The following is a 24991-nucleotide window of genomic DNA, read 5'->3' as shown; positions in this document are numbered from 1 at the left end:
GGTCACTGAACGCGTCGCACCTCCCTGGCCCGATCGGCTAGACCGAGTCGCTCGAAGATCTCCGCAGCGGCTGTCCAGTGGCGGCGGGCGGTGCCGGAATCCCCTTGCCGCCACGCCACTTGGCCGAGTACGTCGAGGGCCTCGGCTCGCTCGTGGTCCGAGCCGAGATCGCCCATCCGCCGAACCGCCTCGGCGGCCGAATGCTGGGCGGCGGCCACATCGCCGGTATCGAGGTACGCTGCGGCGGTGGTGATCAGGACCCGTGCCCGGTTGTACGGGTCGACATCGGCCAGCGAGTCGAAGATGGATCGTGCTTCGTCGAGCAGTGCGAGAGCCTCCACCGGCCGGTTCAGCCTAATCCGCAGCGAGCCCAGGTTGATGCAGGTCAGACCAACCGTACGAGGGTCACCGAGCCGGCGATACCCCGCCAGCAGGTGGACGAGCGCGTCGTCGGCCAACGCAAGCCGCCCGGTTTCGCGGTAGAGGGTGGCCAGCCCTTCTTCGGCGTCCAGCACCCCTCGCTCGTCGCCAGCCTGCCGGTACCGGTCCAGCGCCGTCCGGATGTGTTCCTCGGCTTCGGCGTACCGGCCGAACTTGGTACAAACCCGACTGAGCCGTTTGAGCATGTCTGCTTCGGCCCAGCGGTTGCCCCACCGCCGGGCCGCCTCAGCTCCACGCGCGTCCACCTCCAACCGGATCGGGTACTGCTTGAGGTAGAGGAACACCGGCCAGAGCACGTCACACAATCGCCAGGCCAGTTCGGCCAGCCCGTGCTCCAGGGCTGACCTGCCGGCGTGCACCACATTGGTCAACTCTCGCTCGAACCAATCGAGCGCCGCCCCCCGCCCGGTGAACTGTGGCAGCCGCACCTGGGACCAGGACAGATAGTCGTAGTCGAGCCGGCGACGGTAAGGAGTTACCGCTAGGTCCGCGCGATGCGCCGCGGACAGGTAGAACTCCAGCATCGCCCGCAGCACGCGCTCGCGATCCGCTTCGGTGTCATCGGTTTGGCACCGTCGTTTGGCGTCCAAGCGAAGCAGGTCATGGAAGCGGAACCGGTCCTCGTCGGTCTCCTCCAGCAGGTTGGCCTCGATCAGTTCGGTCACCAGGTCGTCGGTGTCCTGGCCGGCGTCGTCGCCGTCCGTGTCGACTGGAACCGCGGTGATCACGTCGAGGCCGAAATCCCGGCCGGGGTGGATGGACAGACGCCGGTAGAGCAGCGCGGCCGGCCGGGTCAGCGCCCGGTAGGTGGCGTCGAACACCGAGGCCACCGAGCCGGTCTCGGGCACCGACAGCTCGGCCAGCCGGGTCGGCTCATCGACGAGCGCGGCCGCCATGGCCCGAACCGACATCCGGGGACGCAGCGCGAGCCGGCCGGCTGCGACGCACAGCGCGATCGGCATTCCCCCGCACAGCACGGCGAGCTCCTCGGCTGATCGTGGATCGCGCGCGATACGCTCCGCACCTACCGCCCGGACCAGCAGCTCGACGGCGTCCGAGCGGTCCAGCGGACCCACATCGAGAATGTGGGCTCCGTCGTGGACCAGGCTCACCAGCCGACGGCGACTGGTGATCAGCGTCACCGCCGGGTGACCAGCGAGCAGTGGCCTGACCTGGGCGGCTGAGAAGGCATCGTCGAGCAACAGGAGCAGCTGGCGCCCGGCGGTGACGCTTCGGTACATCGCGGTCTGCTCCGCCAGGTTCACCGGGATCTCCGGCGCCGGAACACCCAGTCCGCGAAGGGACGCAGTCAGGGCGGCGGACGGGTCGACCGGCTCGGTGCCGTTGAACCCCTGCAGGCCAAGGTAGAGCTGACCGTCCGGGAACCGGGCCTGGGCTTCGCTTGCCCACCGGACCGCCAGTGTGGTCTTTCCCACTCCGCCAGGTCCGCAGAGCACCACCGGGCCGGGCGACTCGCCCCCGGTGAGGGCGTCCAGCGCAGTCAACTCCGCCGTACGTGCGCTGAAGTACGTGGTCGTCGGCGGAAGCTGCCGCGGAACCAGGGAGCGCTCTCCCACCCGGCCGGTGATCGTTATGTCCCCGTGCACTGCGCCTGCCTGCACGATCACGCCGGAGACTGATCCGGTCATGCTGTTGGACCGGCCCGGTCCTGCTCCTAGATCATTTCGGCTCGACTCCAAGAAGTGGAACTCCAATCTCACATCTTGCGCAGAAGGCACCCCATTGACCGCTCGTCAGAAGGTGATGCCGCCAATGATGTCCCTCGCCTGGACCACCGTCCCAGTCGAACCACTGACCTCGTTGCGGACCGCGAAGTCACCCGATGTGCCTAACTCCTCCCGGGCTCGGCACCACTGGTCATGTACAGCCATCGCGAACCGCGGGTCCGCAGCAAGTTCCCTGCTCAACGCACCGATCAATGCGTCTCGGCGAGCAGTGTCGCCAGGAACGGAAATCACCTCGTCCAATTCCGAGGATTCTCGATCGACCCCACGCAACCTGTTACGAATCATCCGAAGAAGCGCACCGAGCGCCGAACTACTGTCCGAAACAATGACCTCGGCACCCTTACCGGCCGCAGCCGCCGCAATTGCCAGAACAACCGGATCCATCATCCACCTCCCGTGGACTCGCCAACAACAATCAGTCGCCCCGACGGAACAAGATCAAGAGATGGAACGACGTCCGACATCGCCGCCACCCGGCGACAATCCCGAAAACATGGTAGCGGACAAGGCATATGCGGAAAGTCCACTAAACGACTGGGCTCCAATTTTCGCATGTGACGGCGAAATACCGCGCGATCCGCGCCGGACCTGGGTTCGGCCGACGTCGACCCTGACCGTACTTGCGCGAAGATGACAGCGATTGCCCTGAATACAACGCTACGTGCTCACATGCTTACTAAGTAGACTTGGTCGCCAAAGTGCGCTTAGGGTAGATTCATGCTCGCGTTTAGATCTCGGTACCGCTGCGACCTAGTCCTGACCTGCCTCACCATCGCCGTCGTAGTGAATGAATGGATCACATACGTATAGCGCGACGCACCGCCGGTTGTTTCTCCACGTCCAGGTCGCACGATAGAGCGGACGCCAGCCAGCCGTACCTTCCATGATCCGGTGGCACCGGCAACCGCATCAACCGATTCATCAGCAAGGTGCCGAGTACGGAAGGTCACTCGGCACCACGACCTTCCCACAGAGCCCGCGTCCGTCAGCTATGGCGGACCGCACCCCAGCTGATTCACGATCCGTCCGAGTGCAGCCCGACCAGCACGCTTGGCCCGCGTGCTCAGTTACGCGGGGCGGCGGGATCGTTGTCACCGACGCCCGGGGTGGTCTCGGTGGTGCGCTGGCTGGGTGTGGGTTGCGCGGTGCCACCGCTGGGACTGCCGACCTCTGCGCGCACCCGGGGACGCGACTGCGGGTGCTGCTCCTGCACCCAGGCGACCAGTTGCTCTCGGACCAGGCAGCGCAGATCCCAACAGGCTGAACTGTTGGCCGCACTAACAAGTCCACGTATGCGAATATTTCCATCAGTTGCGCCGGTGACCTGCAGGACGCAGACCCGGCCGTCCCACAGCCCGGCGGCGGACTCGGACTCTACGACGCGGTGCAGTTCGGCACGCATCGACTCGACCGGCAGGCTCCAGTCGACGTCGACCTCGACCGTGCCGAGGACCGACGAACCGGTGCGGGTCCAGTTCTGGAACGGGGTGGTGGTGAAGTACGACGATGGCAGGATCAGGCGCCGCTCGTCCCAAATCTTGACCACCACGTACCCGAGGGTCATCTCCTCGATGCGGCCCCACTCCCCCTCGACGACGACGACATCGTCGAGGCGCAGTGCGTCACCGAAGGCGAGCTGCAGTCCGGCGAACAGGTTGCCGAGAGTGCTCTGCGCGGCCAGCGCGGCGACCACGCCGGCGATGCCGGCGGAGGCCAGCACACTGGCGCCGGCGGCGCGGGCGGCGGGAAAGGTGATCAGCATCGCGCCGATGGTGAGCACGGCGACGACGGCGAACGAGACCCGGCGGATCACGGTGATCTGGGTGTGCACCCGGCGGGCGGCGAGGTTGTCGTTGACATCGATGCGGTAGTGCCGCATCGCCGTGTCGGCGGCCAGGCCGAGCAGGGTGGCCACGAGCCAGCCGCCAGCGGCGATGCTGGCCAGCATGATCACGTGTAGCACCGGACCGTGCCAGCCGTTGCTGGTGACGACCGGGATCGCGAACCTGGCGGCAAGCAGCGCGGCGATGATCAACGTCGGCCAGTAGGCGCGTCGGGCGATCTCAGCCAGCAGGCTGGATCGCCGGCCGACGACGCGCAGCACCTGGTAGACGACGGTGACCGCGATCGCCGCCGCGGCTGCCGCTCCGACAATGATCGCCAGGCTGGTCAGCACCTCTGACACGTCCGGCTTCCCCTTCCGTCCCCGGTTCCATGGCCGCCGTCCCCGGTCTGGTGGCCGCGCGGCCAGCTAATCACATCGACCCGTGCCGGCCCACCGGGTGGGTGACAGCCCGCAGGCTGACCCCCGGCACCGCCCAGCTACGCAGTCCGGAGAAGAACAATATCGACCGGAGCAGCACGTCACGGGCCAAACCATCGACAGCCACCGGCCGGTCGAACCTGTCGCCGAGTTCGGCCACGAGCCTTCGGTGCAGCTGCGCCACCACCCGGTCGACATCGTGTTCCGATCGGCCGCCGCCCACGCTGGGCGGCTCCGGTGGGCTCCGGTCGCCCAGGTAACGACGGGCGATCGTGTCCTGGGCGCGCAGCAGGGCGTACGCCAGTTCCTCCGCCCGTGGACCGAGGCCACGCCACGGCGCGCAACCGGCGGCCAGCAGGGCGGCGACCGTCGCCTCGGCGACGTGTTCGAGGGCAGGCTCGATGTCGTAGTCGGGCCGACTCGGCCGGTAGGTGAGGGCGACCAGCGGATACCGGCGGACGGTGTCGTCGACCGCCCGCAGGCTCTGCGCCCACTGCGCGCATCGCTGCCGGGCCGCGTCCACTCCCTCGGTGGCCAGGCTGCGCGCGATCAGTCCGGCGCCGTCGGTGCCATGCACCTGGTCATGTACGGCGAGCGCGAAGCCGTTGCGTACCGTCAGCCCGGTGATGAGCTCGATGAGGTACGTGGCAAGCGCGGCGAACAGGGCGAACCCGAGCGCGCCGACGCACACGGCAAGAATCTTCTGCGCCGGGGTGTCCGGGGTGATGTCGCCGTAGCCGAGCACCGTCAGGGTGCCGGCGGCGAAGTAGACGGCGTCTTCGAATCCGATCGGACCATACCCGGCGACCCGGTTGAAGCCGTCCAGAAACGGCCAGACCAGCAGCGCCACCCCGAGCACCAGCGGCACGATCCAGGCCAGGAAGGTCACGGTCACCAGCAGCGGACCGGCCCAGACCAGCAACGTACGCCGGGGCTGCCGACGCCATCTGGCCGCCAGCGCCGATACCTGCCAGACGAGACGGCGGACCGCGCCCGCTACCGGGCCCTCCGCGTCCGGATGCAGGATCGTCAGCCAAACGTCGACCACGACAGCGGCGATCAACACGCCACCGGTCACCACCGCGATCCAGGTCATGACACCCGGTATACCCGCTTGCAGTCGGTCAGCCGTGGCTTCTCGGATCCGCCAGGGCCGACCGACTGCACCTTGACGTCAGTCGCGACTCGCCGACCGCATGACGTCAGCTGCGGCTGACCGACTGCACTACCTCGAATTCCAGCAGGCTCGCCCCGGTCGCCACCGGTGGCCGGGGGCGCTCTCCGCCGCCGGTGGCGTGTGTCTGCCGGGCCGGACCGTTCGCCCAGGCCTGGTAGGCCTGTTCACTCTCCCACCTGGTGTAGACGAAGTAGCGTCGATCCCCCGCCACCGGCCGTAGCAGTTCGAAACCGAGGAAACCCGGCGAGTTCTCCACCGCGCCCAGCCGGGCGGCGAACCGCCGTTCCAGTTCCTCACCGGCCCCGTCGGGCACCTCGATCGCGTTGATCTTCACAACTGCCATAAGGACACCCTAACCTCGAACGCGGTACCCGGGCCTCGCCGGATTCGTTCAGCCCTGCTTGGCCCAGTCTCCCAGCGACCAGTCCCGCACCTCCGGCATGTCCTCAAGATGCTCGACGACGTACGCCTCGTGCTCGGCCAGCTTCTGCTCGCACCACGCCTTGAGGTCGGCCGCGCCGCGCGGCAGCCGCCGGGCGTTGTTGATCGCGTCCATCACCAGGTGGTACCGCGACGCCCGGTTGCGTACCGTCATGTCGAACGGCGTCGTGGTCGTGCCCTGCTCGATGAAGCCGCGGACCCGAAACCGGTCGGCGTCCGGCCGCCCGTGCACCAACTGGTGGATGGCGCCCGGGTAGCCATGGAAGGCGAACACCACGTCGACCGTGTCGGTGAACAGCTCGGTGAACATGGTCTCGCTCATGCCGTGCGGGTGGTCCTTCGGCCGGGGCAGCGTCATCAGGTTGACCACGTTGACCACCCGGACCTTCATGCCGGGCAGCCGCTCCTTGAGGATGTGCGCGGCGGCCACGGTCTCCATCGTGACCACGTCGCCCGCACAGGCCAGCACGATGTCCGGATCGGTGCTGCCGTCATCGGTGCCGGCCCAGGGCCAGACGTCCGCGCCCCGGGCGCAGTGCTCGATTGCCTGGTCCATGGTCAGCCACTGCAGCTGCGGCTGCTTGTCGATGACGATCAGGTTCACGTACGACTTCGAGCGCAGGCAGTGGTCGGCGACGGAGAGCAGGCAGTTCGCGTCCGGCGGCAGATAGACGCGCGACACCGTGCCCCGCTGGTTGAGCACCACCTGGATCAGGCCCGGACCCTGGTGCGAGAAGCCGTTGTGGTCGTTGCGCCAGGCGGTCGAGGTGAGCAGGATGTTCAGGCTCGGCACCTTGGCCCGCCAGGGCAGGTGCGCCGCCTCCTGCAGCCACTTGCCGTGCTGGACCGTCTGCGAGGCGCTGACCATGGCGAACGCCTCGTAGGTGGCGAACATGCCGTACCGGCCGGTGAGGTTGTAGCCCTCCAGCCAGCCGTGGCAGTTGTGCTCGGAGAGCACCTCCATCACCCGGCCGTCGCGGCTGATCGCGGTGTCCTCGGGATACACCTGTTCCATGAACGCCCGGTCGGAGACCTCGAACACCGCACCGAGCCGGTTACTGTTCGTCTCGTCCGGGCAGAACAGCCGGAACCGGTCCGGGTTGCGGGTGTAGATGTCGCGCATCAACTCGCCGAGCTTGCGGGTCGACTCCGCCCGCAGCTGCGCCGGCTGCGGCACATCGACCGCGTACTGCCGGAAGTCGGGCAGGTCCAGCTCCCTGGTGAGCAGTCCGCCGTTGGCATACGGGCTCGCGCTCATCCGCAGGTCACCGACCGGGTTCACGCCCCGGACCGCTACGGTCGGGGTGCCGTCGGCGTCGAACAACTCCTCCGGTCGGTACGAACGCAGCCAGCTCTCCAGGATGGCCAGGTGCTCGGGGCTGTCCCGGACACCGGACAGCGGCACCTGGTGAGACCGCCAGGTGCCGGTGACGGTGACCCCATCGACCTGCTCCGGGCCGGTCCAGCCCTTCGGCGAGCGCAGAATGATCAGCGGCCAGCGGGGGCGGGAGCCGTTCCAGTCGCCGGAGCGGGCGGCCTGCTGGATCGCCTGGATGCTGCCCCAGGCCCGGGCCAGGGCGGCGGCGAACCGCAGGTGCATCCCGGGCAGATCGTCGCCCTCGACCTCGATGACGTCGTAGCCGTGCCCTTCGAGCAGTGACCGGACCTCGGCCCGGTCCTTGCGCGCGAGCACCGTCGGCCCGGCGATCTTCGCGCCGTTGAGGTGCAGGATCGGCAGTACGGCGCCGTCGCGGGTGGGGTTGAGGAAGGAGACGCCCTTCCAGGAGCCTTCCAGCGGGCCGGTTTCCGCCTCGCCGTCGCCGACCACCGCGATCGCCAGCAGGTCCGGGTTGTCCATCACCGCGCCGAACGCGTGCACCAGCACGTAGCCCAGTTCGCCGCCCTCGTGGATGGAGCCCGGCGTGGTGACCGAGACATGGCTCGGGATGCCGCCCGGGCTGGAGAACTGCCGGAACAGCTGGAGAACGCCGGCCTCGTCCTGGGTGACGTCGGGATAGATCTCGCTGTACGTACCCTCCAGGTAGCCGGCGGCGACCAAGGCCGGACCGCCGTGGCCCGGACCGGTCAGATAGATCGTCTGCTGGCTGGTGTGTCGGATCAGCCGGGACACGTGGGCGTAGATCAATGACAGGCCCGGACTGGTCCCCCAGTGCCCCAGCAACCGGGGCTTGATGTGCTCGGCCGCCAGCGGCTCGCGCAGCAGCGGATTGCCGCGCAAGTAGATCTGCCCGACAGTCAGGTAGTTGTTGGCCCGCCACCAGGCGTCAAGCTGCGCCAGTTCGGCGTCGTCGGGGGCGGACAACAGCCGCAGCAGGTCCTCACCGGCGCCGGTGTGGACATGCTGCTCGGTCACGGCAGTCACGAACGGATTCCTTCCTCAGCAGGTACGCCGACGAGTCCGATGGTAGTGGCGTACCTGCTGAGATTCCCGGCTCGAATACCTGACATATCGGGGAACTGTTTCCCTTGACCGGCGACCCGTGCCCGTGCTGCGTGATGATCTGGCTGGCCGGTGCCGACGCGGTGCCCCGGACGTGCCGTGCCCGGACAGACTCAGATCGGGTACTGCCGTTGCGACGGTGAGATCGTTATCCACCGCAGGTCGGTGAACTCGGCGAGGGCCGCCCGGGCGCCGAACCGTCCCCAGCCGCTGGCCTTGACTCCGCCGAAGGGCATCTGCGGCTCGTCGTGCACGGTCGAGCCGTTGATGTGGCAGATTCCGGCCTCGATCCGGCGCGCGACCTGCATCGCGCCGGCGACGTCCCGGCTGAACACCGCGCTGGCCAGGCCGAGGTCGGTGTCGTTGGCGACGTGGACCGCCTCGTCGACGCCGTCCACCTCGATCACGGCGGCGACCGGCCCGAACGACTCCTCACTGTAGACCCGCATCCGTGGGGTGACCCCGCGGAGCACGGTCGGCTGGTGGAACAGGCCGTCGACCTGGCCACCGGTGAGCACCTCGGCCCCGTTGAGCTGAGCGTCGGCGACGAGCGAGGCGACATGGTCGACCGCCCGAGGGTTCACCAGCGGGCCGAGCTGGTTCGCCGGATCGAGCGGATCGCCCATGGTCAGCCGCTCGGTGTGGGCCACCAGCTGATCCAGGAACTCGTCGGCGACGGCACGGTCGACCACGATCCGCTCGGTGGACATGCAGATCTGGCCCTGGTTCATGAACGCGCCGAAAGCGGCCGCCCGCACCGCGGCCGGGATGTCCGCGTCGGCCAGGACCAGCATCGGCGCCTTGCCACCGAGTTCGAGGACCGTACGCTTCAGGTGCCGGCCGGCCTTCTCCCCGATGATGCGCCCGACGGCGGTGGATCCGGTGAAATTGACGCATCGGGTCTGCGGATGGGTGATCAGCTCGTCGACGACGTCCGCGGCGTCGGCCGGCGCGTTGGTGATCACGTTGATCGCGCCGGGCGGCATGCCGGCGTCGTGCAGGGCGGCGGCGATCGCCACCTGGGTCGCCGGAGTCTCCTCACTTGCCTTGAGCACGACCGTGTTTCCGTACGCCAGTGGCAGGGCGACCGCCCGCATGCCCAGAATCAGTGGCGCGTTCCACGGGGCCAGCCCGATGACCACCCCGACCGGCTGGCGGACGCCGAGCGCCGTCATGCCGGGTACGTCGGACGGGATCACGTCGCCGACGATGCCGTACGTCTGCGCCGCCGCCTCGGCGAGCATGCCGACGGCGAGCTGCAGGTTGAAGTGGCACCAGCCGAGCGCACCACCCATCTCCCGGCTCATGGTCCCGACGATCTCCTCGCCGCGGTCGGTGAGCAGGCCAGCGGCCCGTTGCAGCACCTCACGCCGCTGCCCCGGCGGCCAGGTCCCCCAGGTCTGTTTGGCGGCGGCCGCCGCCTCGACAGCCGCCGCCGCATCGGTACGGCCGGCTGCGGCGACCTCCGACAGCGGTTGACCGTCGAGGTTCCGTATCTTGGTAGTCCGTTGCCCTGACCTGGCGGGCACCCACTTCCCGTCGATCAGCAAATCGACGGTACGGACGGCGTCGGGCATGGCGGCTTTGCCTCCCTCTGGTGGTCTGACGGTACGGCTGCGGCGGCGCGACCCCCGTCATCGACCGGGACCGCCGGGCGAAGCACGGCGGTCTGCCCGGAATAGCCGGGTTGCGCCACTGGAAGCAGCGTACTGCCGAAGGTGAATGACTGCCCTGCTTCTGCGGTCCGTACCCGGGTCGGCGCGGCACCGGCGCCGTTTGCGCGGGGCCGGATCCCGTCGTGTACAGTCATGCCCCGTGCGGCCCTCAGCCGCCGGCCCACGGTGCTGACACCCCGGCCGGACCGGTAGAGTGGTTCGGACAAGTCCGGGTGGCGGAATGGCAGACGCGCTAGCTTGAGGTGCTAGTGCCCGTATAGGGCGTGGGGGTTCAAGTCCCCCCTCGGACACGTCATTACCCCATGAACGCTGTTCGCGTTTCATGGCTGGTAGGCGGCTGGCCGTTCGACCGCTGTCGCGGGATCAGACATGCGTCGTCGACGCCAGCAGATGCCGCCTCCGACGCGGAATCGTTCTTCAGCACCCAGGTCCTGCGGTCACAGACGATGGTCAGATCGTTCTCTCTCAGAAACGCCACAACCTCATTGAGGCCATCAGCCGGTAGCACCGGATGTAACCGATCGCTCCCGCAGGCCATGCCGGCGTACCGGTCCGCGAGACCGTCGAGGAGACGGTCCTCACGCACGTAGAGATTCTTCGGATGACCGCGTACCCGCTGCTGCGCGCTGGTGTGCCCATGTCGGCACCGGTACCCCGGACGGTCGTTGACCCAGTGCGCATCCATCCGCCGCCCGCACAACCCGCACCGCAGCAACCCCGCCAACAGGTACATACGGACGCTGCCGTCCTCGGCCGCACGCACAACACGGACCGCCTGCGCGGCGACGAAGTTCTCCTCACCGACCAGCGGCGGGTGGACGACCTTTTCCGAGATCACCCAGTGCTGTGCCTGGTTCCACCGGTGTACCTCCGTGTACCGCCGCTGACCATCGACAGCCTCGACCGGATCCCGGTCGGTACGCTGCCGATTCCACACCTGCCGACCCGTGTAGCGCGGGTTGGCCAGGATCGCCGCGACCGTCCGCAACGTCCGCGCCTGCCCACTGCGATGCGGGTTTCGCTCCCGATCCACCCGCGACGGACACGGCACCCGCTGCTCGTTCAGCATCCTGCCGATACTGGCGACACTACGACCAGCGAGCCGCCGCGCGAAGATCCACTTCACATACGGTGCGGTGGCCGGGTCAGGCTCCAGCCGGTGCAGCCTCCTGCCCCACCGGGCGTGCGCCCGGTTCGGATGCGGACCCGCGTCCACCAGCCGATACCCGTACGGCGGCCGCCCACCCAGATGCCGGCCCTGCTCCCGGGCCTGGGCCCGAATCGCCACAGTCGTACGAAACCGGGCCCGCAGAACCTCACGCTTCGACGGTACCCCAGCAGCATGACCACAGCCTGATGCGTCGGATCATCACAGTCCACGGGCCCGCCCAGTTCCGGCAGCCACAGCCGCACACCATGCCGCCGCAACAGCGGCGCCATCCGCGTTAGTTGGTCGCCGTAGAACGCCCGCTCGTACTCCCCCACCACGATCGCGTCGAACCCACGATCCGGATCCTCGACCGCGGCCAGCAACGCCCCGGCCCGCGGCCGATCAACCCACGCCCGCCGCCGCGAGCAACCAACATCGAAGAACTCCGCCACGACGACGCCGTGCCCGGCGATCAGATCCGTAGCGCAGTCCCACTGCCACCGCCGCGACGACTCCCGATCCTGAAAATCCACGGTCGAGATCCGGCCGTAGAACGCAAACCGGATGCCACCCCCCGACGACGCGAGCGGCGGCGATCGACGGACACGAGTTCGCGCGGCAGCGGCCTGCCTACGGTCAACCCACCCCGCCAACACATCAACGCTGTCGGGACCCATAACCGCCGTCATCCTGACCACCTCGCCGATCATCCGACCCACGGCGTCCGAGTTTCGGCGCGGGCGAAACTGGAGACCCGAGAGGGTCGCTCTAACGCTCGATGCAACGCGCTAAAGCCGCCACGCCAACCCGGACAGTCTCACCTTGCATCCGCCGAGGGTCAGCGACTCACCGCCGAAACCACCCCAACCTGGCGATACGGCTAAACCCGCATCACCGACAAAATACGTGAATCAGACGTCCTCTGATGTCGTCGCGGAGGTTGGGTCGTGTCGCCAAACGGACCTGAGTCACAGTTCGCGGACGCGCCGGGTCAGCACCACGGAGATGACCGCGAAGAGAACGAAGGCCGCTGCCAGCATGCCAAGCGCGGTGGGCCACATCGTCTGCCACCCGAACAACGCGCCGCCACGGAGGCAGGAGATGCCGTAGGTGACCGGGTTTACAACCGACAACCACCGGAGTACGTCCGGCATCTGCTCGATGGGGTAGAACGACGGGCTGGAGAAGAGCAGAAACGGCCCTAGTACGTTGATCAGCACCATGAAGCGCTGAAAGTCGCGGACGAGCGAGGCGAACAGCAAGTAGAGCCCGTTGAACGTCAACGACACCACGACCGTACCGATGCCCAGGGCGATCCAGTTGCGCAGCGGCCAGCCGAGATCGAACAACAGGACGCCAACCAGCAACGCGGCGAGACTCTGCGCCACGACCAGACCGGTGGTGGCGAGGATCTTTCCGGAGATGTAGCCGGCCCGACTCATCGGATACGACCAGAGCTCGACAGCCATGCCGCCCATTTCCTCCTGGAACAGTGACGTCCCAGTGGTGGTGGTCGCGGCGAGCATCGACGAGAGCATGATCGCGGGAATGGCGAATTCCGCGTACCCGACGGTGATCCCCTGGTAGGTCACGCTCCCGACGAGGTTCGTGAGTGACGTGGCGAACAGCAACAGGTAGATGGCGGTCGGCAGAATCGCCAGTAGCAGATTGGTCCGGTTGCGGGTCAACAGCAGGAATTCCCGGTACATGATCGCGAGAATGCCGCTGCGCCTCAGTGCCGGCACCTGCCCGATCCGAGCCGTGGACGGCGTGGACCGGGCCGACACGGATCGCACGATCTCGGCGTGAGCCGTGTCGGTCGACGGCGTCGTGACGTTCACAAGTCCACCCTCTCCCGGCCCTGATCGATCAGAGCTACGTAGGCATCCTCGAGCGACGGCGCGCGGAATTCGATCACGGCGCCTCGGACGGCTGCGCCTCGGACCAGGTCCACCACAGTGGGCAAGTGCTCGTCCACGCCGGCACCGTCGACGGTAAACGCGGTCTCACCTGCGGCGACGACGGTTCCATCCGGGAGCAGCGCGCGCAGACGGTCGCGGTCGTCCGGGTCGGGCAGCCGCACCAGTATCGACTGCCTGCCGTAGGTCGCGACCAGAGCCGCCGGCGTGTCGTCGCTGACCAGCCGTCCACGGTCGATGATCAGCACCCGTGCGCAGTTGCGTTCGATCTCCTCGATGTAGTGGCTGGTCCAAATGATCGTGGTGCCGTGTTCGACGTTCAGTTTGGCGATTAGCTCCCACATCTGCCGTCGGCCCTGTACGTCGAGCCCGGCGGACGGCTCGTCGAGGATCAGCAGATTCGGCACGGTGAGCAGCGCTCGGACGAGTTGCAGCCGCCGTCGCTGCCCGCCAGAGAGGGTGAACGCCAGTTGCCCGGCGACGTCCTCCAAGTCAAACAGGGCCATCATCTCGTCGACCCGGTGCCGGACATCGCGCCATCGCAATCCCCGAAACGCCGCAGCGATCTTCACCTGGTCGATGGCGGGAAGCATGTTGTCCATCGGACCGGACTGGTGCACGGCGGCGACCGTCCGCTTCACCATGCCCGCGTCGGTCATCGGGTCCCCACCGCAGATCGTCAACCCACCGGCGGATCGGGACGTGATGCCGCACATCAGCTTTACCAGAGTCGTCTTGCCGGCCCCGTTGGGGCCGAGCAGTCCGATGACTTCCGCTTGGTTGAGGGTGTACGTGACGTCGGAGAGGGCCGGGCGGACCATGGTCTTGTACTTCTTGGTCAGTCCTTCGGCGATCACGATCGCGGTCATCGCGTCTCTCCACCGATGGTCCGGCGGGCGGCCGGGCTGATCACCTGGATCACCTTGGCCAGTGCGGTCGACGGATCGAGCCGAGTCCGGGGCGGGCCGCAGCGGACCCGTACATCGGCCAGCTCCGGCGGAAGGAGGTGACCAGGCAGGTCCTCGTCGAGCTGACCGAAGGAACCGCCGACGACGATCTGGGTGCCTGGCGGGAGGGGAGCGTCGACGACCTCGTCAACGATGTCCACGGCATGCTCGGTGATCCCGAGGCAGGGCCGGCCAACCAGTTCCCTTCGTAGTTCGGCCAAGACCTCGGCGTCCACCCCGATGCCGTACGCCGGCCGGATCCGCAGCCGCCACCCGGCGGGCAGGCCCGATGGCGGTTCGGTGAGGGTGAGAGGGTCGTCCGTGATGATCCAGACCGTCACCGGCTCGCCCACTGCGGCAGCCGACGCGGGCCGGTCCTCGATCGGCCACCGGCGGGGCACGGGACGGGGAGCGAGTCCCAGTACGACGCCGACGACGTCCGTGACCGGCATCGGCGGATCGAACAGGTCTCGGTCGTCGCCCGCCGTCGTCACCCAGCCGTCGACCAACGCGTGTACGCGGTGCAGCACCAGCTGATCGTGATAGCGGACCGCCACCACGTCACCGGGGTGTGGCCCGTCCACCCCGACGGGGTGCACCTGGACACGCTCGCCGGCCCGGAGCGTGGGTCGCATGCTCCGGCCATTGACCGGTACGGTGACGCGTCCGAACCTCCGCAGACCTTGAACGATGAGGTCGATGGGAATTGTCCCCCGCTGGCTAGGTGCTGGCGGCGGATCGATCCGGGGTGGCTGACTCGGCGCGGATGAGGCCCTGGCTTGCGAGTCGCTCGATGAACTGGCTAGTGTCATCGGCGATGATGTCGCGTTGATTGTCATCTTCTGCTCCGAATTCCTCGGCTAGACCGGCCACGACGGCGTCTTGGTCACCGGTGTTGACGAGCTGCCGCCAAATGGCCGCCGCAGTGGCGTTGAGAGTCTGGAATTCGCCGGCTGTGGTGTCGTAGAGCTGAACCTCGTCTGACAAATCGACCCATACGATGCTGGGACTGACCACCCATCCCATCACGACCTCCGAACTGCGGTCACGGGCAACTGCCGGCGATACGCGGGGTGCCGCTCAGGCGAGGTGTCGGCAGTCGACGCGAGCGAAGCCGCTTCCTTCTTCCAGTCCTCGTACACCGGATGGACCGCCCCCGTCTTCATCATCAGTGGCAGGAACGCTTCGTCCTCGTTGCTCAGCACAGTCTCCCGGCCCGCCCCGGCCGCGACCCACATCGAGGTGATCATTTGATGTCTCAGCACCCGGCACAGCGCCCGAGAATTACGTTTCAGGTCGCCGGTCGCAGCCATGTGGTAGGCCCGACAGCCGCCCGCGCACGCTCCACGGATGTAGCAGCGCCGACAATCAGCGAGGTTGTCGCCAGCGAACACAGCGCTCGTACGCAGATCGGCGAGCAGCGGCGCCCCGAACAACTCCCGCAGACTGGAGCTGCGGATGTTGCCGACCTTGTGGTGGCGTTCAGTGACGAGCTTGCAGGGGTAGACGTCGCCGAGCGAGTTGACGTAGATCTCGTTGCCACCGATGCCGCAGTTGATCTTCGTGTCGCATGAACGCTGGCCGAGCGGACCGTCCGGCAACAAGTTGTGCGCGCGGTCATCGGTCCACACGAACTTGTGTGCGGTCTGGTAGTCCGACCAGCCGAACGACGAGTCGTCCGTCGCGCCACGGCCGAGACCGCTGTGGTGCATCAGGCGAACGTGGGCGACGTCGATGTCGGCGAGAAGCGTCGCGAGGTCGACGAGTTCACCGACGTTGTCCTTGGACACCACGTGGTTGATCATCGGACGTACGCCGTACTGGTTGAGCAGCCGCAAGGCTGCGACGGTCTTCGTGAAGGTACCTTCTCCACGGGTCCGCTCGTGGGTCTCCGCCGTACCCCCATCGATGCTGACGGTCACCCCGGCGAAGGTTCCCGCGATCCGCTGGGCGGTGGCCGGCTTACGGATCAGCGTAGCGTTGGTGATGATGTTGGCTTGCATTCCGAGTTCCCGAACACGGTCGGCCACCTCGAAGAGGTCACGGCGCAGCATCGGCTCGCCGCCGGTGAAGATTACCGTCTTGGCACCCATGTCCGCCGATTGCTCGACCAGATCAAGCGATTCCTTCGTGCCCAGTTCTCCCGGAAGGCGCCGCTCGGAGGATGCATAGCAATACGGGCAGCGTAGATTACAGCCGTCAGTGATGGCATAGTAGACAAGCTTCAGCGGTGCGTCCACCTGACGGATTTCCGGTCGCCCGCCAGGCAGATAGATCAACTTGGCCATCACCAGCCTCGCCAGAAGATGATCGTCTTTGTTTGGCTCATCTCCCTCCAAAGGGAGATCGTTCGCCAATCGACGCAACACGTCGATCTCGGAGTCGTCCAAGACCTGCCAGGCACCTAGTTCGGGATTGACGACGAGGTTGCGTCCGCCATCTCGAAAATAGACAAGATCGGCCGGCACAGACTCGGACGACAGGGATCCGGCAAGCATGATGAATTCACCACCATCTCGAAGTGGAAGCGGTCGGGCGACACAAGTGATCGAAAGCGGCCGCCCGACCGCATCTCTACCAGTGCCCTCAGTCGGGCACGGGAGCGAGCCCTTCCGATAACCGGGCACCCGCTGGTTTTAGCGTCCGGATCCCGCGCCGGCGCCAGCGCCACCACTACATCCGCAGGCACACGCACCCGGCAGCGCCATTGCGGCGGCGAAGTCCGTCGGGCGAATCTCAGGCTTGGTCCACTTTACCATTACACACCCCCTTAGGCGTCAGTCGATGCATGAACACGACGCAGGCTGTGATCACAAGTCACGCGATTGACCGATGTTAGCATCCACAAGCCCACTCGGGCGTGATGAATTTTCTTCATGGTCGACATTCACGCGAATCACTATTATTAATAGTGGACGGACGTAGGCGACCATCGTTATCTTTTTCTATTTCTCCCTCAATTCGCCATCAATCCCGCTACCTGGCGGGCGGGCGGCGCCAGACAGGATCGGCCCGGTGGTTACCGGTCGATCAGGGATGGCGAGGGCGTCCGGCCGTACCGCATGATGGCGAGCATGACGACGGCGGCGACCGGGGTAGCGGATAGCACCAACCCGCCGAGGTAGTCCAGAATCGTGGCCACGGCCGCCGCCTTCGGTCTTCGAGTTCTTGCCAGGAACCGAAGATCATCAAGCGGTGGCCGTCTCACGTCGGACACGACACGCCGACATCCATACAGGATCACCACGGCCGCCACCGACCGAGGTCAAAGAACAAGCTGAGGGCATGTTTGTATGTCCGACGTGCCGGTAGACCTGGGCTTTGTCTGCGGTGCGCGGGACGTTGGCGAGGTCGGAGAGCGCCTCGACGACGGTGTTGATCTCGGCGGGGTCATGGTGCGGCGGCCGGTGAGCCCTGGCGTTTGCGGTCGCCGCGATAGGGCCGTGATAACGCGCCGATGCGAGCACATCGGAGAGTGAACCCCGGCCCCGTCCAACCCCCGAGGAGGACCACGATGATCAGACCCGACGGGAGCCGTTCGCTGCCTACGACGGCGGCCGCGACATCGGCCGGCATCGACCATGCTCGCCTGTCGTACGCCTATCTCGACACCGGCGACCTAGACGGCTACGGCTCGCTCTTGGACGAACAGGCCCAGGTACGTCGTCCGGACACCCCGCAGGGCCGGGGCAGGGCACAGATGCTTCACGTCCACGCCGGTATCGCGGGACCGCCCGCCCGGCACGAATTGCACCGCATCGTAGCCGACGGCGACAGTGTCGCGGTCTTCGGCCGCTACGTCCGCCCGCCGCTGGACCTGGAGTTCGCCGACATCTTCACGCTGACCGAGCTTGGTCTGCTCCTCGGCTACCAGCGGTTCTACTTCGTGGCACCGGGATGACGTGCGGCGCGTCCCACCGGGTCAATGCCCGGTGGGACGCGGGTTACGCACGTCAGTTCGTCACTGATCCCGCCAGCGCCGGTTCCCGTGGCTCAGCCTCCGCCGGCTCCGGCACAGCGACAACCGGCACGTGCCGGCGACGCAGCGCCCGCATCGCGGCGAACGGCCCGGCGAGGGCGATCAACCCGCACAGCACCCAGGTCGCCGCTACCCCGATCAAGAAGCTGAGGGCGCTGAAGGCCGCGATCGATACTGGCGCGGTACCGACTGCGCTGAGCGCCAGCGTCGCCATCGCCGTACCCATGCGCGCTGGTGGCGATGCCTGCTGGTAGGCCGTAACGACGGCCGGGCCGTTGAGCCCACACATCGCACCGACCACCACCGCGACCGAGGCGAGCGCGACGACCGACGGCATGAGCGCCATCGCCGCTACGCCGAGGGCGATGACCACACCGCTGGCCACGAGCCTGGCCCGCAGCGGGATGCGGTGTGCCAGTATCGCGCCGAGCGCGCCGGCCGCCATCGCGCCGGCGCTGAAGGCCGCCACCACGACGCCGACCGCACCGACGCCCCAGGACCGGCTGTCCGCCAGCAGCGGCAGCGCCACCTCCAGCGGCCAGGCGAATGCCAGGTCCAGGCAGAACGCGGAGACGAACAGCCACCGCAGTCGCCGGTCCTCGGCTAGCAGCCGGAATCCCGCGCTGGAGCGGCGGATCAGGTTCTCCTCACCGCTACGCTCCGGGCGCACCATGCCGCTGGTCACGTAGAGCAGCCCGGCGAAGACCACCACGCACACCACTGCGACCACCAGCATCGCGAGCCAGAGTTCCCAGGTGGCGATGAGCCAGGCGCCGATCGGCGCGCCGACGATCGGGGCGACCCGCAGCAGCGTGCCGTACAAGGAGTTGGCCCGTACCAGCTGATCGCCGGTGGCGAGCGTGGTGATCATCGCACCGGTGGCGGGGCTGGAGAGGCCGAGTAGCGAACCTTCCAGTACGGCGATGACCACCAGCGGCCAGAGCGAGTCGGTGGTCAGCACGACCGCGGCGCCCGCCGTCAGCACCACCACCCGCGCGGCCGTGGCCCGCAACACCAGGAACCGTGGTCCGCGCCCGTCGGCGACTGCGCCGCCGAAGATCAGCATCAGCGCCCTGGGTATGGTCAGCGCCAGCACCAACGTGGTGACCGCGCCCGCGCCGCCGATCTGCAAGGCGGTCCAACCGAGCGCGACGAGCAGAACGAAGTCCCCGGCCAGGGACAGCGCGTTGCCCGCCACCAGTACGGCGACTCGCCGCCAGTCGATGAACGATGATTCCTGCACTGCTATCGCCTACCTATCTGTACTCGACGGGCGTTGCCGCAACGCGGTCTCCACGGCCCGGGCGGCGGCGAGGTACTCGCTGCCGCCCGGGGTGTGCGGCCCTGACCCCGGCGGGCTCCATTTGACTTCCAGGTGACCGCCGAGGTGCGAGCGGCCGTGCGCGTTCAATGTGCGGACCGCGGCGTGCACGGCGGCCACGCGGTGTGGTGGAGAGGTTGTCAGGACCGGCACGTCGGACGGAGTGAATCTTGCGTGGACGGTGTTACCGCCGCGCTCGACGGCCTGGACGCCTACCCATCCCAGGGACGGGTCCCGCTCTGCGCCCTCCGGTGCCCCCTCGGCCTGCACGTCCTGCTGCGATTGGTGCCACTGCCATTCGAAGAGTCTGAGCCGGTCGATCGCCTTGCCGACGGTCGCCAGCGTCGCGACGAAGCCGGGCGGCGCCGGCAGGTCCTGCAGCTGCCACCGGTCCGCGGCGGTCGGGCCGGTGCCGCTCACGCTGCCCGGGCTCAGCACCCGGATCCGCAGCCCATCCAGGAGCCTGCCGCCGCTGCACTTCACACACGCCTCCTTGCGGGAGAGCAGCCGGTGGTAGAGCAGCCGCGCCTCGGAGGGGTCGGACTTCGCCGCGACGGCCGCCGCCTCGCTCTCGTGCAGGAACCGGATCGCCAGCGCCACGGCCGGGGTGTGGTCCCCGACCGCCTCGATGTCCACACCGACTGGTTCGGTGAGCCGGACGGCGAGCAGTGCGTGTCCGCCAGACCGGCTGAGGCTCCACTGCCAGTGGCTCCACGTGCCGTCGAACGTGGGCTTGCCGTGCCGCCCGGTCGACCAGTCGACCGCTTCTGACGACAGACCCAGGTACCGGCCGAGGACACTTCGGGCCGCACCGTGCGCGACCACGTAGCGACGGGCGGCGAGCACATCGCGGAATCGGCTGGCCCGCTGCCGTTCGTGCCGGTCGAGCAGGGCTGCGACCCGGTCGACGGTATCGGCGTCGACGTCGAGACCGACGTGCCAGACGTCGACACCCGGCGGCGGCAGCAGCCGCGGTCGCTCGGCCGCAGATGGCCCGGTGGATGGTGGCCCACCGTCGGGCGGGGGCAGGTCAGGCGGCCCGGGCATCGTCGAGCCTCCCCGACAGGTACGCCTGGGCCAGGTTCAGCCGCTGGATCGTGCCGGTCCCCTCCATGAACTCGAACGCGCGGGCGTCCCGCACGTACTTGTCGAGCAGTGGGTGGTCCCACCGCGCCCCGGGGCCGAAGCACTCCACCGCCTCGACCGTCAGCTCCTCGGCGAGCCGGGTTGCCCGGATCTTCGCCGCCGAGGCGAGCGTGCCGTCGGCGGGGTCCCGGTCGGCGGCCCTGGCGGCTGCCAGGACCAGTGCTCGGGTGCCCCGCAGCCGGCTCTCGAAGCCGGCGAGCCGGTCGATGGTCCGCCGGGAGCAGTGCTCGACCGTGTAGTCGTAGGCGGCCTGCGCCACCCCGAGGGCGAGGGAGGAGACCACCGGGCGGTACCGGTTGAACGTCCGTACCGCCGCCCACATGCCCTGGCGGGTGGCCGAGCGGTCCCGGCCGAGAAGGTCGTCGTCGGTCAGCGGGACGTCCCGCATCCGCAGCTCGCTCAGCTGCAACCCGCGCAGGCCGATCGTCTCCAGCGGTACGCCGGTGAAGCCGGGCCGGTCGGTCTCCAGCAGCACCGCGCAGACGCCGAGCGGTCCGGACCGCCGGCGGGCGAACACCACGCCCACGGCGGCACGGGCACCGTTGCCCACGAATCGCTTCGTACCGGTGAGGCGGTAGCCACCGGCGCCGTCGGGCCGTACCGCGGTCGACATGCTCGCCGGATCCGAGCCGTGGCCCGGTTCGGTCATCCCGAAGAACGTCCACGTCGGGGTCTCAGCGAGCCGGCCGAAGTACCGCTCGCGCTGCGCGCGGTCACCCAGTTCGCCGACGACGAAGCCCGACATCGACGGTCCGGGCAGCGCCAGCACCGCCCCGGCGTCGACGCGGGCCAGCTCCTCCAGGACGGTGACCTGCTCGACGGCCTTGTCGAGGTACACGGCCCGACCACCAACCCGCAGCGGATCGGTGTTGTACTCGGCCGGCAGGCCCATCAGCTGCCGCCACGGCAGGTCGCTGTCCAGCAGCAGCCGCGCCCGACCCGGGTCCCGGTCGACGGCCAGCGCGGTCGGGCTCAGCATGTCGCCGAACTCGCGGGCCAACCCGCGCAACTCGGTGAGGAACTCCTCGTCGGCGGTCATGACACTCCTTCCGTGCACGGCGGACCGTAGGTCTCGCCGAGCAGCTCGGCGGCGCGGATCTCGCTGCCCGGCCCTTCGGCCAGGAACCCGGTCGCACCGAACAGGTGCAGCGACACCCGCCCCGCCTCGTCCAGCGCGCGATGCGTTCGATACAGCGCCGCCTCGTCCGGTCCGGTGGCCAGCAGCGCGTGCGCCTCGGCCAGGCCGGCCGCCGCGTCGGCGAGCAGCACCCGCACCGGAGGCAGGTTCAGCGTCACGGTCTCCTGGACCCGCCGCCCGCGCAGGTGTTCGGCGGCCTGGGCGAGGAACCGCTCCGCGAGGCCGAGCCTGACCCAGCCGAGCCCGATCGACCAGGCGTCCGGGCGGCCGTCGCCGCCCGGCCCGCCGCCCGGCCCGCCGCCCGGCACGGACAGCGCGACCATGGTGTCCGGCCCGAGCCGCACCTCGGCGAGCCGCCGCTCGGTGGCACCGGCGCGGACCCTGGGTCCGTCCGGTGTGCTGAATGTGTCGCAGCGCCGCGCCACGCCCTCCGGGACGAAGACGTGCCCGCTCGGCCCGGCCGGGAGCAGAGCGCCGCCCAGCTCGGCGTGCAGGAACGTGAGCGCCGCCACGATCCCGGCTTCGCGGGCAACGGCGCGTCCACGGGCCAGATCCGTCGGGGCGGTGAGGATCCCGGTGGCGGTCATCCGGCCAGCTCCGACTCGCGCTGCGCCAGCGGGGCCGCCAGCTCGGGCACGGCGATGACCGGCAGCGTCAGGTCCACGCTGCACAGGTACGGCAGCACCGGATCCTGGTCGACGACGAGCACCCGCCCACCGGGGGTGCCGCCGTTGGCGGCGAGTAGCTGGGCCAGCGCCAGCCAGACGCCGACGCAGGCGTGTCCCGGCGCACCCCGGGTCACGGTGACGCCGGGGCCGGGGACGATGTCGGCCAGGTTGTGGCCGACGACCAGCGCCGCGGCGTCGTCGCCGGGCGACGCCGGATCGACCGGCTCACCGATCGTCGCGACCGGGGTGTCCAGCCCGGCCCGGCCGGTGACCGTGAGGACCGGCCGGCCGATCGGGACCGGACCGTCCGGGCCGAGGACGATCGCTACCGCCACGTCGTGCGCCGGCCGGATCGCGGCCGCGTCCGGTGGCAGCGTCGACTGCTCCATCACCAGCACCAACGCGCGGTGGGACAGACCGCGGGCCAGCCGGTCGACGGCCATCCGCAGGGCCAGGAACGGGCCGGCCACGCCCTGCTCGGAGATCCCGAACATGAACGGGTCGCCAGGTAGCAGGTCGGTCAGCCGGCAGCCAGGAAAACTCTGCTGGCGGCAGTCCGGGCTCGCCTGCACGGTGACCACCAGGTCGACGCCGTCCAGGTCCGGACCGAGCGCACGGAACACCGCATCGGCCATGTCGTGGTAGCTGACCAGCGCACCGCCGTCCAGCCAGGACAGGTCGTCGAACTCCCCGTACAGGGTCTGCATCAGGTCGAGGTAGGTGTCACGTTGCTCAGGCTGGTACGCGCCGTCCCCGGCGGTGAACCAGAATGGGATGACACGCTCGAGGGTCGTCGCGGGGGCGCCGACAGGCGCCCCCGCGACCGGCTGCTCCCCCGACCGCCACTGGGTCGGCATCGGTCACCTGCTCTCGACGATGAAGTCAGCCAGCGCGCCGACGGTCTCCAGGTGGCGCTGTTCGAGGTTCTCCGGGTCGACCTGCATGTCCAGCGCGTCCTCCAGCGCCATCAGCAGGCCCAGCACGCTGGTCGAGTCGAGGCTGAGGTCGTCGAAGAGTCGGGTCTGCTCGGTGACGCCGGTGAGCTCCTGGCGCAGCACGTCGGAAAGGGCGGCGACGATCGCGTCGAGGATCTGCTGACGGTCGGTTGCCTCGGCGAGTGCGGTCATGACGGTGTCCTTCCGGTTGGGATCGGTTTCGAGGGCTGGGATCAGGTGAGGCCGGGGATGGTGGGCGCGGCTGGGATCAGGCGGTGAAGTCGTGTCTGATCTGGTTGGCGAGCATGCTGTCGGCGTCGTCACGGGTGCGGATCAGCCGCGCCTGGCCGTCGTGGACAAGGACCTCGGCCGGGTAGCCGTGGCTGAGGAAGTGCACCGGTGAGGCGGTGGGGCCGTACGCGCCCGAGCGTTCCACCCCGACGACGTCGCCGGGGCGCAGGTCGACCGGCAGCTCGACGGCCTTGCCGAGCGTGTCGTTGGGGGTGCACAGCGGACCGGTGACGTTCCACGGCACCTGCTGCTCCCCGCCGGTCCGGTTGAGCAGCCGCATCGGAAAGTTACGTTTGACGAACGAGCCGATGCCCACGGCCGCCATGTGGTGGTTGGTGCCGCCGTCGGCAACCGCGAACCGCTCCCCCATGGACTCCTTGACGTAGCGGACCTCGACCGCGTAGACGCCGCTGTGGCCGACGAGGTACCGGCCGAGCTCCATCACCAGCCGGGTGTCGGGGTGCCGCTCGACGAACGCGGCGAAAACCGGATTGAGCTTCGCGGTCAGGTCGGCCGCGTCCAAGTCCCGCTCGCCGGAGAAGTACGCCACACCGAGGCCGCCGCCGACGTCCACCACGTCGAGGGGGATCTGCAGCCGCTCGGCCAGCCGCTCGGCCAGGTCGAGGATGCGGGCGCTGTTCTCGACGACCACGTCCTCGCTGAGGATTCGGGTCCCCAGGTACGCCTGGATTCCACACAGCCGCACGGCCGCGTGCCGGCCGGCCAGGTCGGGCGCGGCGAGCAACGCTTCCTCGTCGATGCCGAACTGACGTGGCTTGCCGCCCATCGTCAGTCCGCCGCCCTTGACCGCGAAGCTCGGATTGACCCGCAGCACGACCCGGGCGGTCGTGCCCAGCTCGGCCGCGACCTCGTCGATGAGCGCCAACTCGCCGAACGACTCGCAGATGAGCAGCACACCGTCCTTGACGCAGGCGAGAATCTCGGTCCGGCTCTTGCCCGGCCCGAGGCACATGATCTGGTCGGCGGGCACGCCCGCGCGCTGCGCGGTGACCAGTTCGGTGAGCGAGGAGACCTCGGCTCGCGCGCCGAGCGAGTGCAGCAGCGCGCAGATGCTGATGTTCGGGTTGGCCTTCAGCGAGTAGAACATCTCCACCGCCGGGTGCAGCGAGTCACGCAGACCGCGGTACTGCCCGGCGATGATGTCGGCGTCGTAGACGTACAGCGGGGTCCCGAACCGCTCCACCAGCTCGGTGATCGGGATTCCCTGGATGGTGTGACCTTCGGACATCGGAATGGACTCCCCTTCTGCGGGCGCTCGGTGACGGGCCA

Annotated in this window: 24 protein-coding genes and 1 tRNA gene; 2 read left to right on the top strand and 23 right to left on the bottom strand. The window is 68.5% G+C overall.

The window, feature by feature from the left end; all coding sequences use genetic code 11:
- Positions 1-2: 2 nt before the first annotated feature.
- From ACN27F_RS34195 to ACN27F_RS34165, 7 genes are all read right to left on the bottom strand, one after another.
- A complete protein-coding gene (locus tag ACN27F_RS34195) occupies positions 3-2090 on the bottom strand; it encodes a tetratricopeptide repeat protein (protein ID WP_421439847.1) in 2088 nt (695 codons plus the stop codon).
- 105 nt (positions 2091-2195) lie between these two features.
- Positions 2196-2576 (bottom strand): hypothetical protein, encoded by a 381-nt coding sequence (locus tag ACN27F_RS34190; RefSeq protein ID WP_421439845.1) that lies wholly within the window; start codon positions 2574-2576, stop codon positions 2196-2198.
- 676 nt (positions 2577-3252) lie between these two features.
- On the bottom strand, positions 3253-4374 hold the full coding sequence (locus ACN27F_RS34185; protein ID WP_421439844.1) for a mechanosensitive ion channel family protein: 1122 nt from the start codon (positions 4372-4374) through the stop codon (positions 3253-3255).
- 70 nt (positions 4375-4444) lie between these two features.
- A complete protein-coding gene (locus tag ACN27F_RS34180; RefSeq protein WP_421439842.1) occupies positions 4445-5548 on the bottom strand; it encodes a potassium channel family protein in 1104 nt (367 codons plus the stop codon).
- Between the two features lie 106 nt (positions 5549-5654).
- Complete coding sequence (locus tag ACN27F_RS34175) at positions 5655-5972, bottom strand: antibiotic biosynthesis monooxygenase family protein (protein ID WP_421439841.1); 318 nt, start codon at positions 5970-5972, stop codon at positions 5655-5657.
- 48 nt (positions 5973-6020) lie between these two features.
- On the bottom strand, positions 6021-8453 hold the full coding sequence (locus ACN27F_RS34170; RefSeq protein WP_421439839.1) for a phosphoketolase family protein: 2433 nt from the start codon (positions 8451-8453) through the stop codon (positions 6021-6023).
- 191 nt (positions 8454-8644) lie between these two features.
- On the bottom strand, positions 8645-10108 hold the full coding sequence (locus ACN27F_RS34165; RefSeq protein ID WP_421439838.1) for an aldehyde dehydrogenase: 1464 nt from the start codon (positions 10106-10108) through the stop codon (positions 8645-8647).
- Between the two features lie 305 nt (positions 10109-10413).
- Between ACN27F_RS34165 and ACN27F_RS34160 the strand changes: the two genes are divergently transcribed.
- Positions 10414-10497: transfer RNA gene (locus tag ACN27F_RS34160), tRNA-Leu, on the top strand.
- A 5-nt stretch (positions 10498-10502) separates the two neighbouring features.
- Here the strand turns inward: ACN27F_RS34160 and ACN27F_RS34155 are convergent.
- From ACN27F_RS34155 to ACN27F_RS34115, 9 genes are all read right to left on the bottom strand, one after another.
- Entirely contained in the window at positions 10503-11333 is an 831-nt protein-coding gene (locus ACN27F_RS34155) for a recombinase family protein (protein ID WP_421439836.1), read from the bottom strand.
- Entirely contained in the window at positions 11330-12067 is a 738-nt protein-coding gene (locus ACN27F_RS34150; protein ID WP_421439834.1) for a recombinase family protein, read from the bottom strand. Before ACN27F_RS34150 ends, ACN27F_RS34155 begins: the two co-directional genes overlap by 4 nt.
- 258 nt (positions 12068-12325) lie before the next feature.
- Complete coding sequence (locus ACN27F_RS34145; protein WP_421439832.1) at positions 12326-13198, bottom strand: ABC transporter permease; 873 nt, start codon at positions 13196-13198, stop codon at positions 12326-12328.
- Positions 13195-14145 (bottom strand): ABC transporter ATP-binding protein, encoded by a 951-nt coding sequence (locus tag ACN27F_RS34140; RefSeq protein WP_421439830.1) that lies wholly within the window; start codon positions 14143-14145, stop codon positions 13195-13197. Before ACN27F_RS34140 ends, ACN27F_RS34145 begins: the two co-directional genes overlap by 4 nt.
- Positions 14142-14858, bottom strand: coding sequence for a S24/S26 family peptidase (locus tag ACN27F_RS34135; RefSeq protein ID WP_421439828.1), 717 nt, complete (start codon positions 14856-14858; stop codon positions 14142-14144). The genes ACN27F_RS34140 and ACN27F_RS34135 overlap by 4 nt, the downstream gene beginning before the upstream one ends.
- 85 nt (positions 14859-14943) lie before the next feature.
- Positions 14944-15249: a PqqD family protein gene (locus tag ACN27F_RS34130; RefSeq protein WP_421439826.1), complete on the bottom strand. Its 306-nt coding sequence runs from the start codon at positions 15247-15249 to the stop codon at positions 14944-14946.
- Positions 15249-16721, bottom strand: a complete 1473-nt coding sequence (gene stsB / locus ACN27F_RS34125; RefSeq protein ID WP_421439824.1) for a StsB family radical SAM/SPASM domain sactipeptide maturase — start codon at positions 16719-16721, stop codon at positions 15249-15251. The genes ACN27F_RS34130 and stsB overlap by 1 nt, the downstream gene beginning before the upstream one ends.
- A 138-nt stretch (positions 16722-16859) precedes the next feature.
- A complete protein-coding gene (gene stsA / locus ACN27F_RS34120; protein WP_421439822.1) occupies positions 16860-16982 on the bottom strand; it encodes a StsA family sactipeptide RiPP in 123 nt (40 codons plus the stop codon).
- A 260-nt stretch (positions 16983-17242) separates the two neighbouring features.
- Positions 17243-17365 (bottom strand): hypothetical protein, encoded by a 123-nt coding sequence (locus ACN27F_RS34115; protein WP_421439821.1) that lies wholly within the window; start codon positions 17363-17365, stop codon positions 17243-17245.
- 372 nt (positions 17366-17737) lie between these two features.
- On the opposite strand from ACN27F_RS34115, the gene ACN27F_RS34110 reads away from it, so the two are divergent.
- Positions 17738-18124, top strand: a complete 387-nt coding sequence (locus ACN27F_RS34110; RefSeq protein ID WP_421439819.1) for a nuclear transport factor 2 family protein — start codon at positions 17738-17740, stop codon at positions 18122-18124.
- Positions 18125-18176: 52 nt separating this feature from the next.
- Here ACN27F_RS34110 and ACN27F_RS34105 read toward each other — a convergent pair whose 3' ends face one another.
- The 7 genes from ACN27F_RS34105 to ACN27F_RS34075 all read right to left on the bottom strand — a co-directional run bounded on the left by ACN27F_RS34105 (position 18177) and on the right by ACN27F_RS34075 (position 24950).
- Entirely contained in the window at positions 18177-19445 is a 1269-nt protein-coding gene (locus tag ACN27F_RS34105; RefSeq protein WP_421439817.1) for an MFS transporter, read from the bottom strand.
- A 9-nt stretch (positions 19446-19454) separates the two neighbouring features.
- Positions 19455-20570, bottom strand: a complete 1116-nt coding sequence (locus ACN27F_RS34100) for a 4'-phosphopantetheinyl transferase family protein (RefSeq protein ID WP_421439815.1) — start codon at positions 20568-20570, stop codon at positions 19455-19457.
- Complete coding sequence (locus ACN27F_RS34095; protein ID WP_421439813.1) at positions 20554-21708, bottom strand: acyl-CoA dehydrogenase family protein; 1155 nt, start codon at positions 21706-21708, stop codon at positions 20554-20556. The genes ACN27F_RS34100 and ACN27F_RS34095 overlap by 17 nt, the downstream gene beginning before the upstream one ends.
- Positions 21705-22394: a hypothetical protein gene (locus ACN27F_RS34090; protein WP_421439811.1), complete on the bottom strand. Its 690-nt coding sequence runs from the start codon at positions 22392-22394 to the stop codon at positions 21705-21707. The genes ACN27F_RS34095 and ACN27F_RS34090 overlap by 4 nt, the downstream gene beginning before the upstream one ends.
- On the bottom strand, positions 22391-23332 hold the full coding sequence (locus tag ACN27F_RS34085; protein ID WP_421439809.1) for a hypothetical protein: 942 nt from the start codon (positions 23330-23332) through the stop codon (positions 22391-22393). Before ACN27F_RS34085 ends, ACN27F_RS34090 begins: the two co-directional genes overlap by 4 nt.
- A gap of 3 nt (positions 23333-23335) precedes the next feature.
- Positions 23336-23602 carry an acyl carrier protein gene (locus ACN27F_RS34080; RefSeq protein ID WP_421439808.1) on the bottom strand — a complete coding sequence of 89 codons (267 nt, stop codon included), beginning with the start codon at positions 23600-23602 and terminating at the stop codon, positions 23336-23338.
- 76 nt (positions 23603-23678) lie between these two features.
- Positions 23679-24950 (bottom strand): alanine racemase, encoded by a 1272-nt coding sequence (locus ACN27F_RS34075; protein WP_421439806.1) that lies wholly within the window; start codon positions 24948-24950, stop codon positions 23679-23681.
- Positions 24951-24991 lie beyond the last annotated feature (41 nt).

This window comes from Solwaraspora sp. WMMB335 (genome assembly GCF_049179075.1).
Classification (GTDB): domain Bacteria; phylum Actinomycetota; class Actinomycetes; order Mycobacteriales; family Micromonosporaceae; genus Micromonospora_E.
This window is presented reverse-complemented; position numbering and strand designations above follow the sequence as displayed.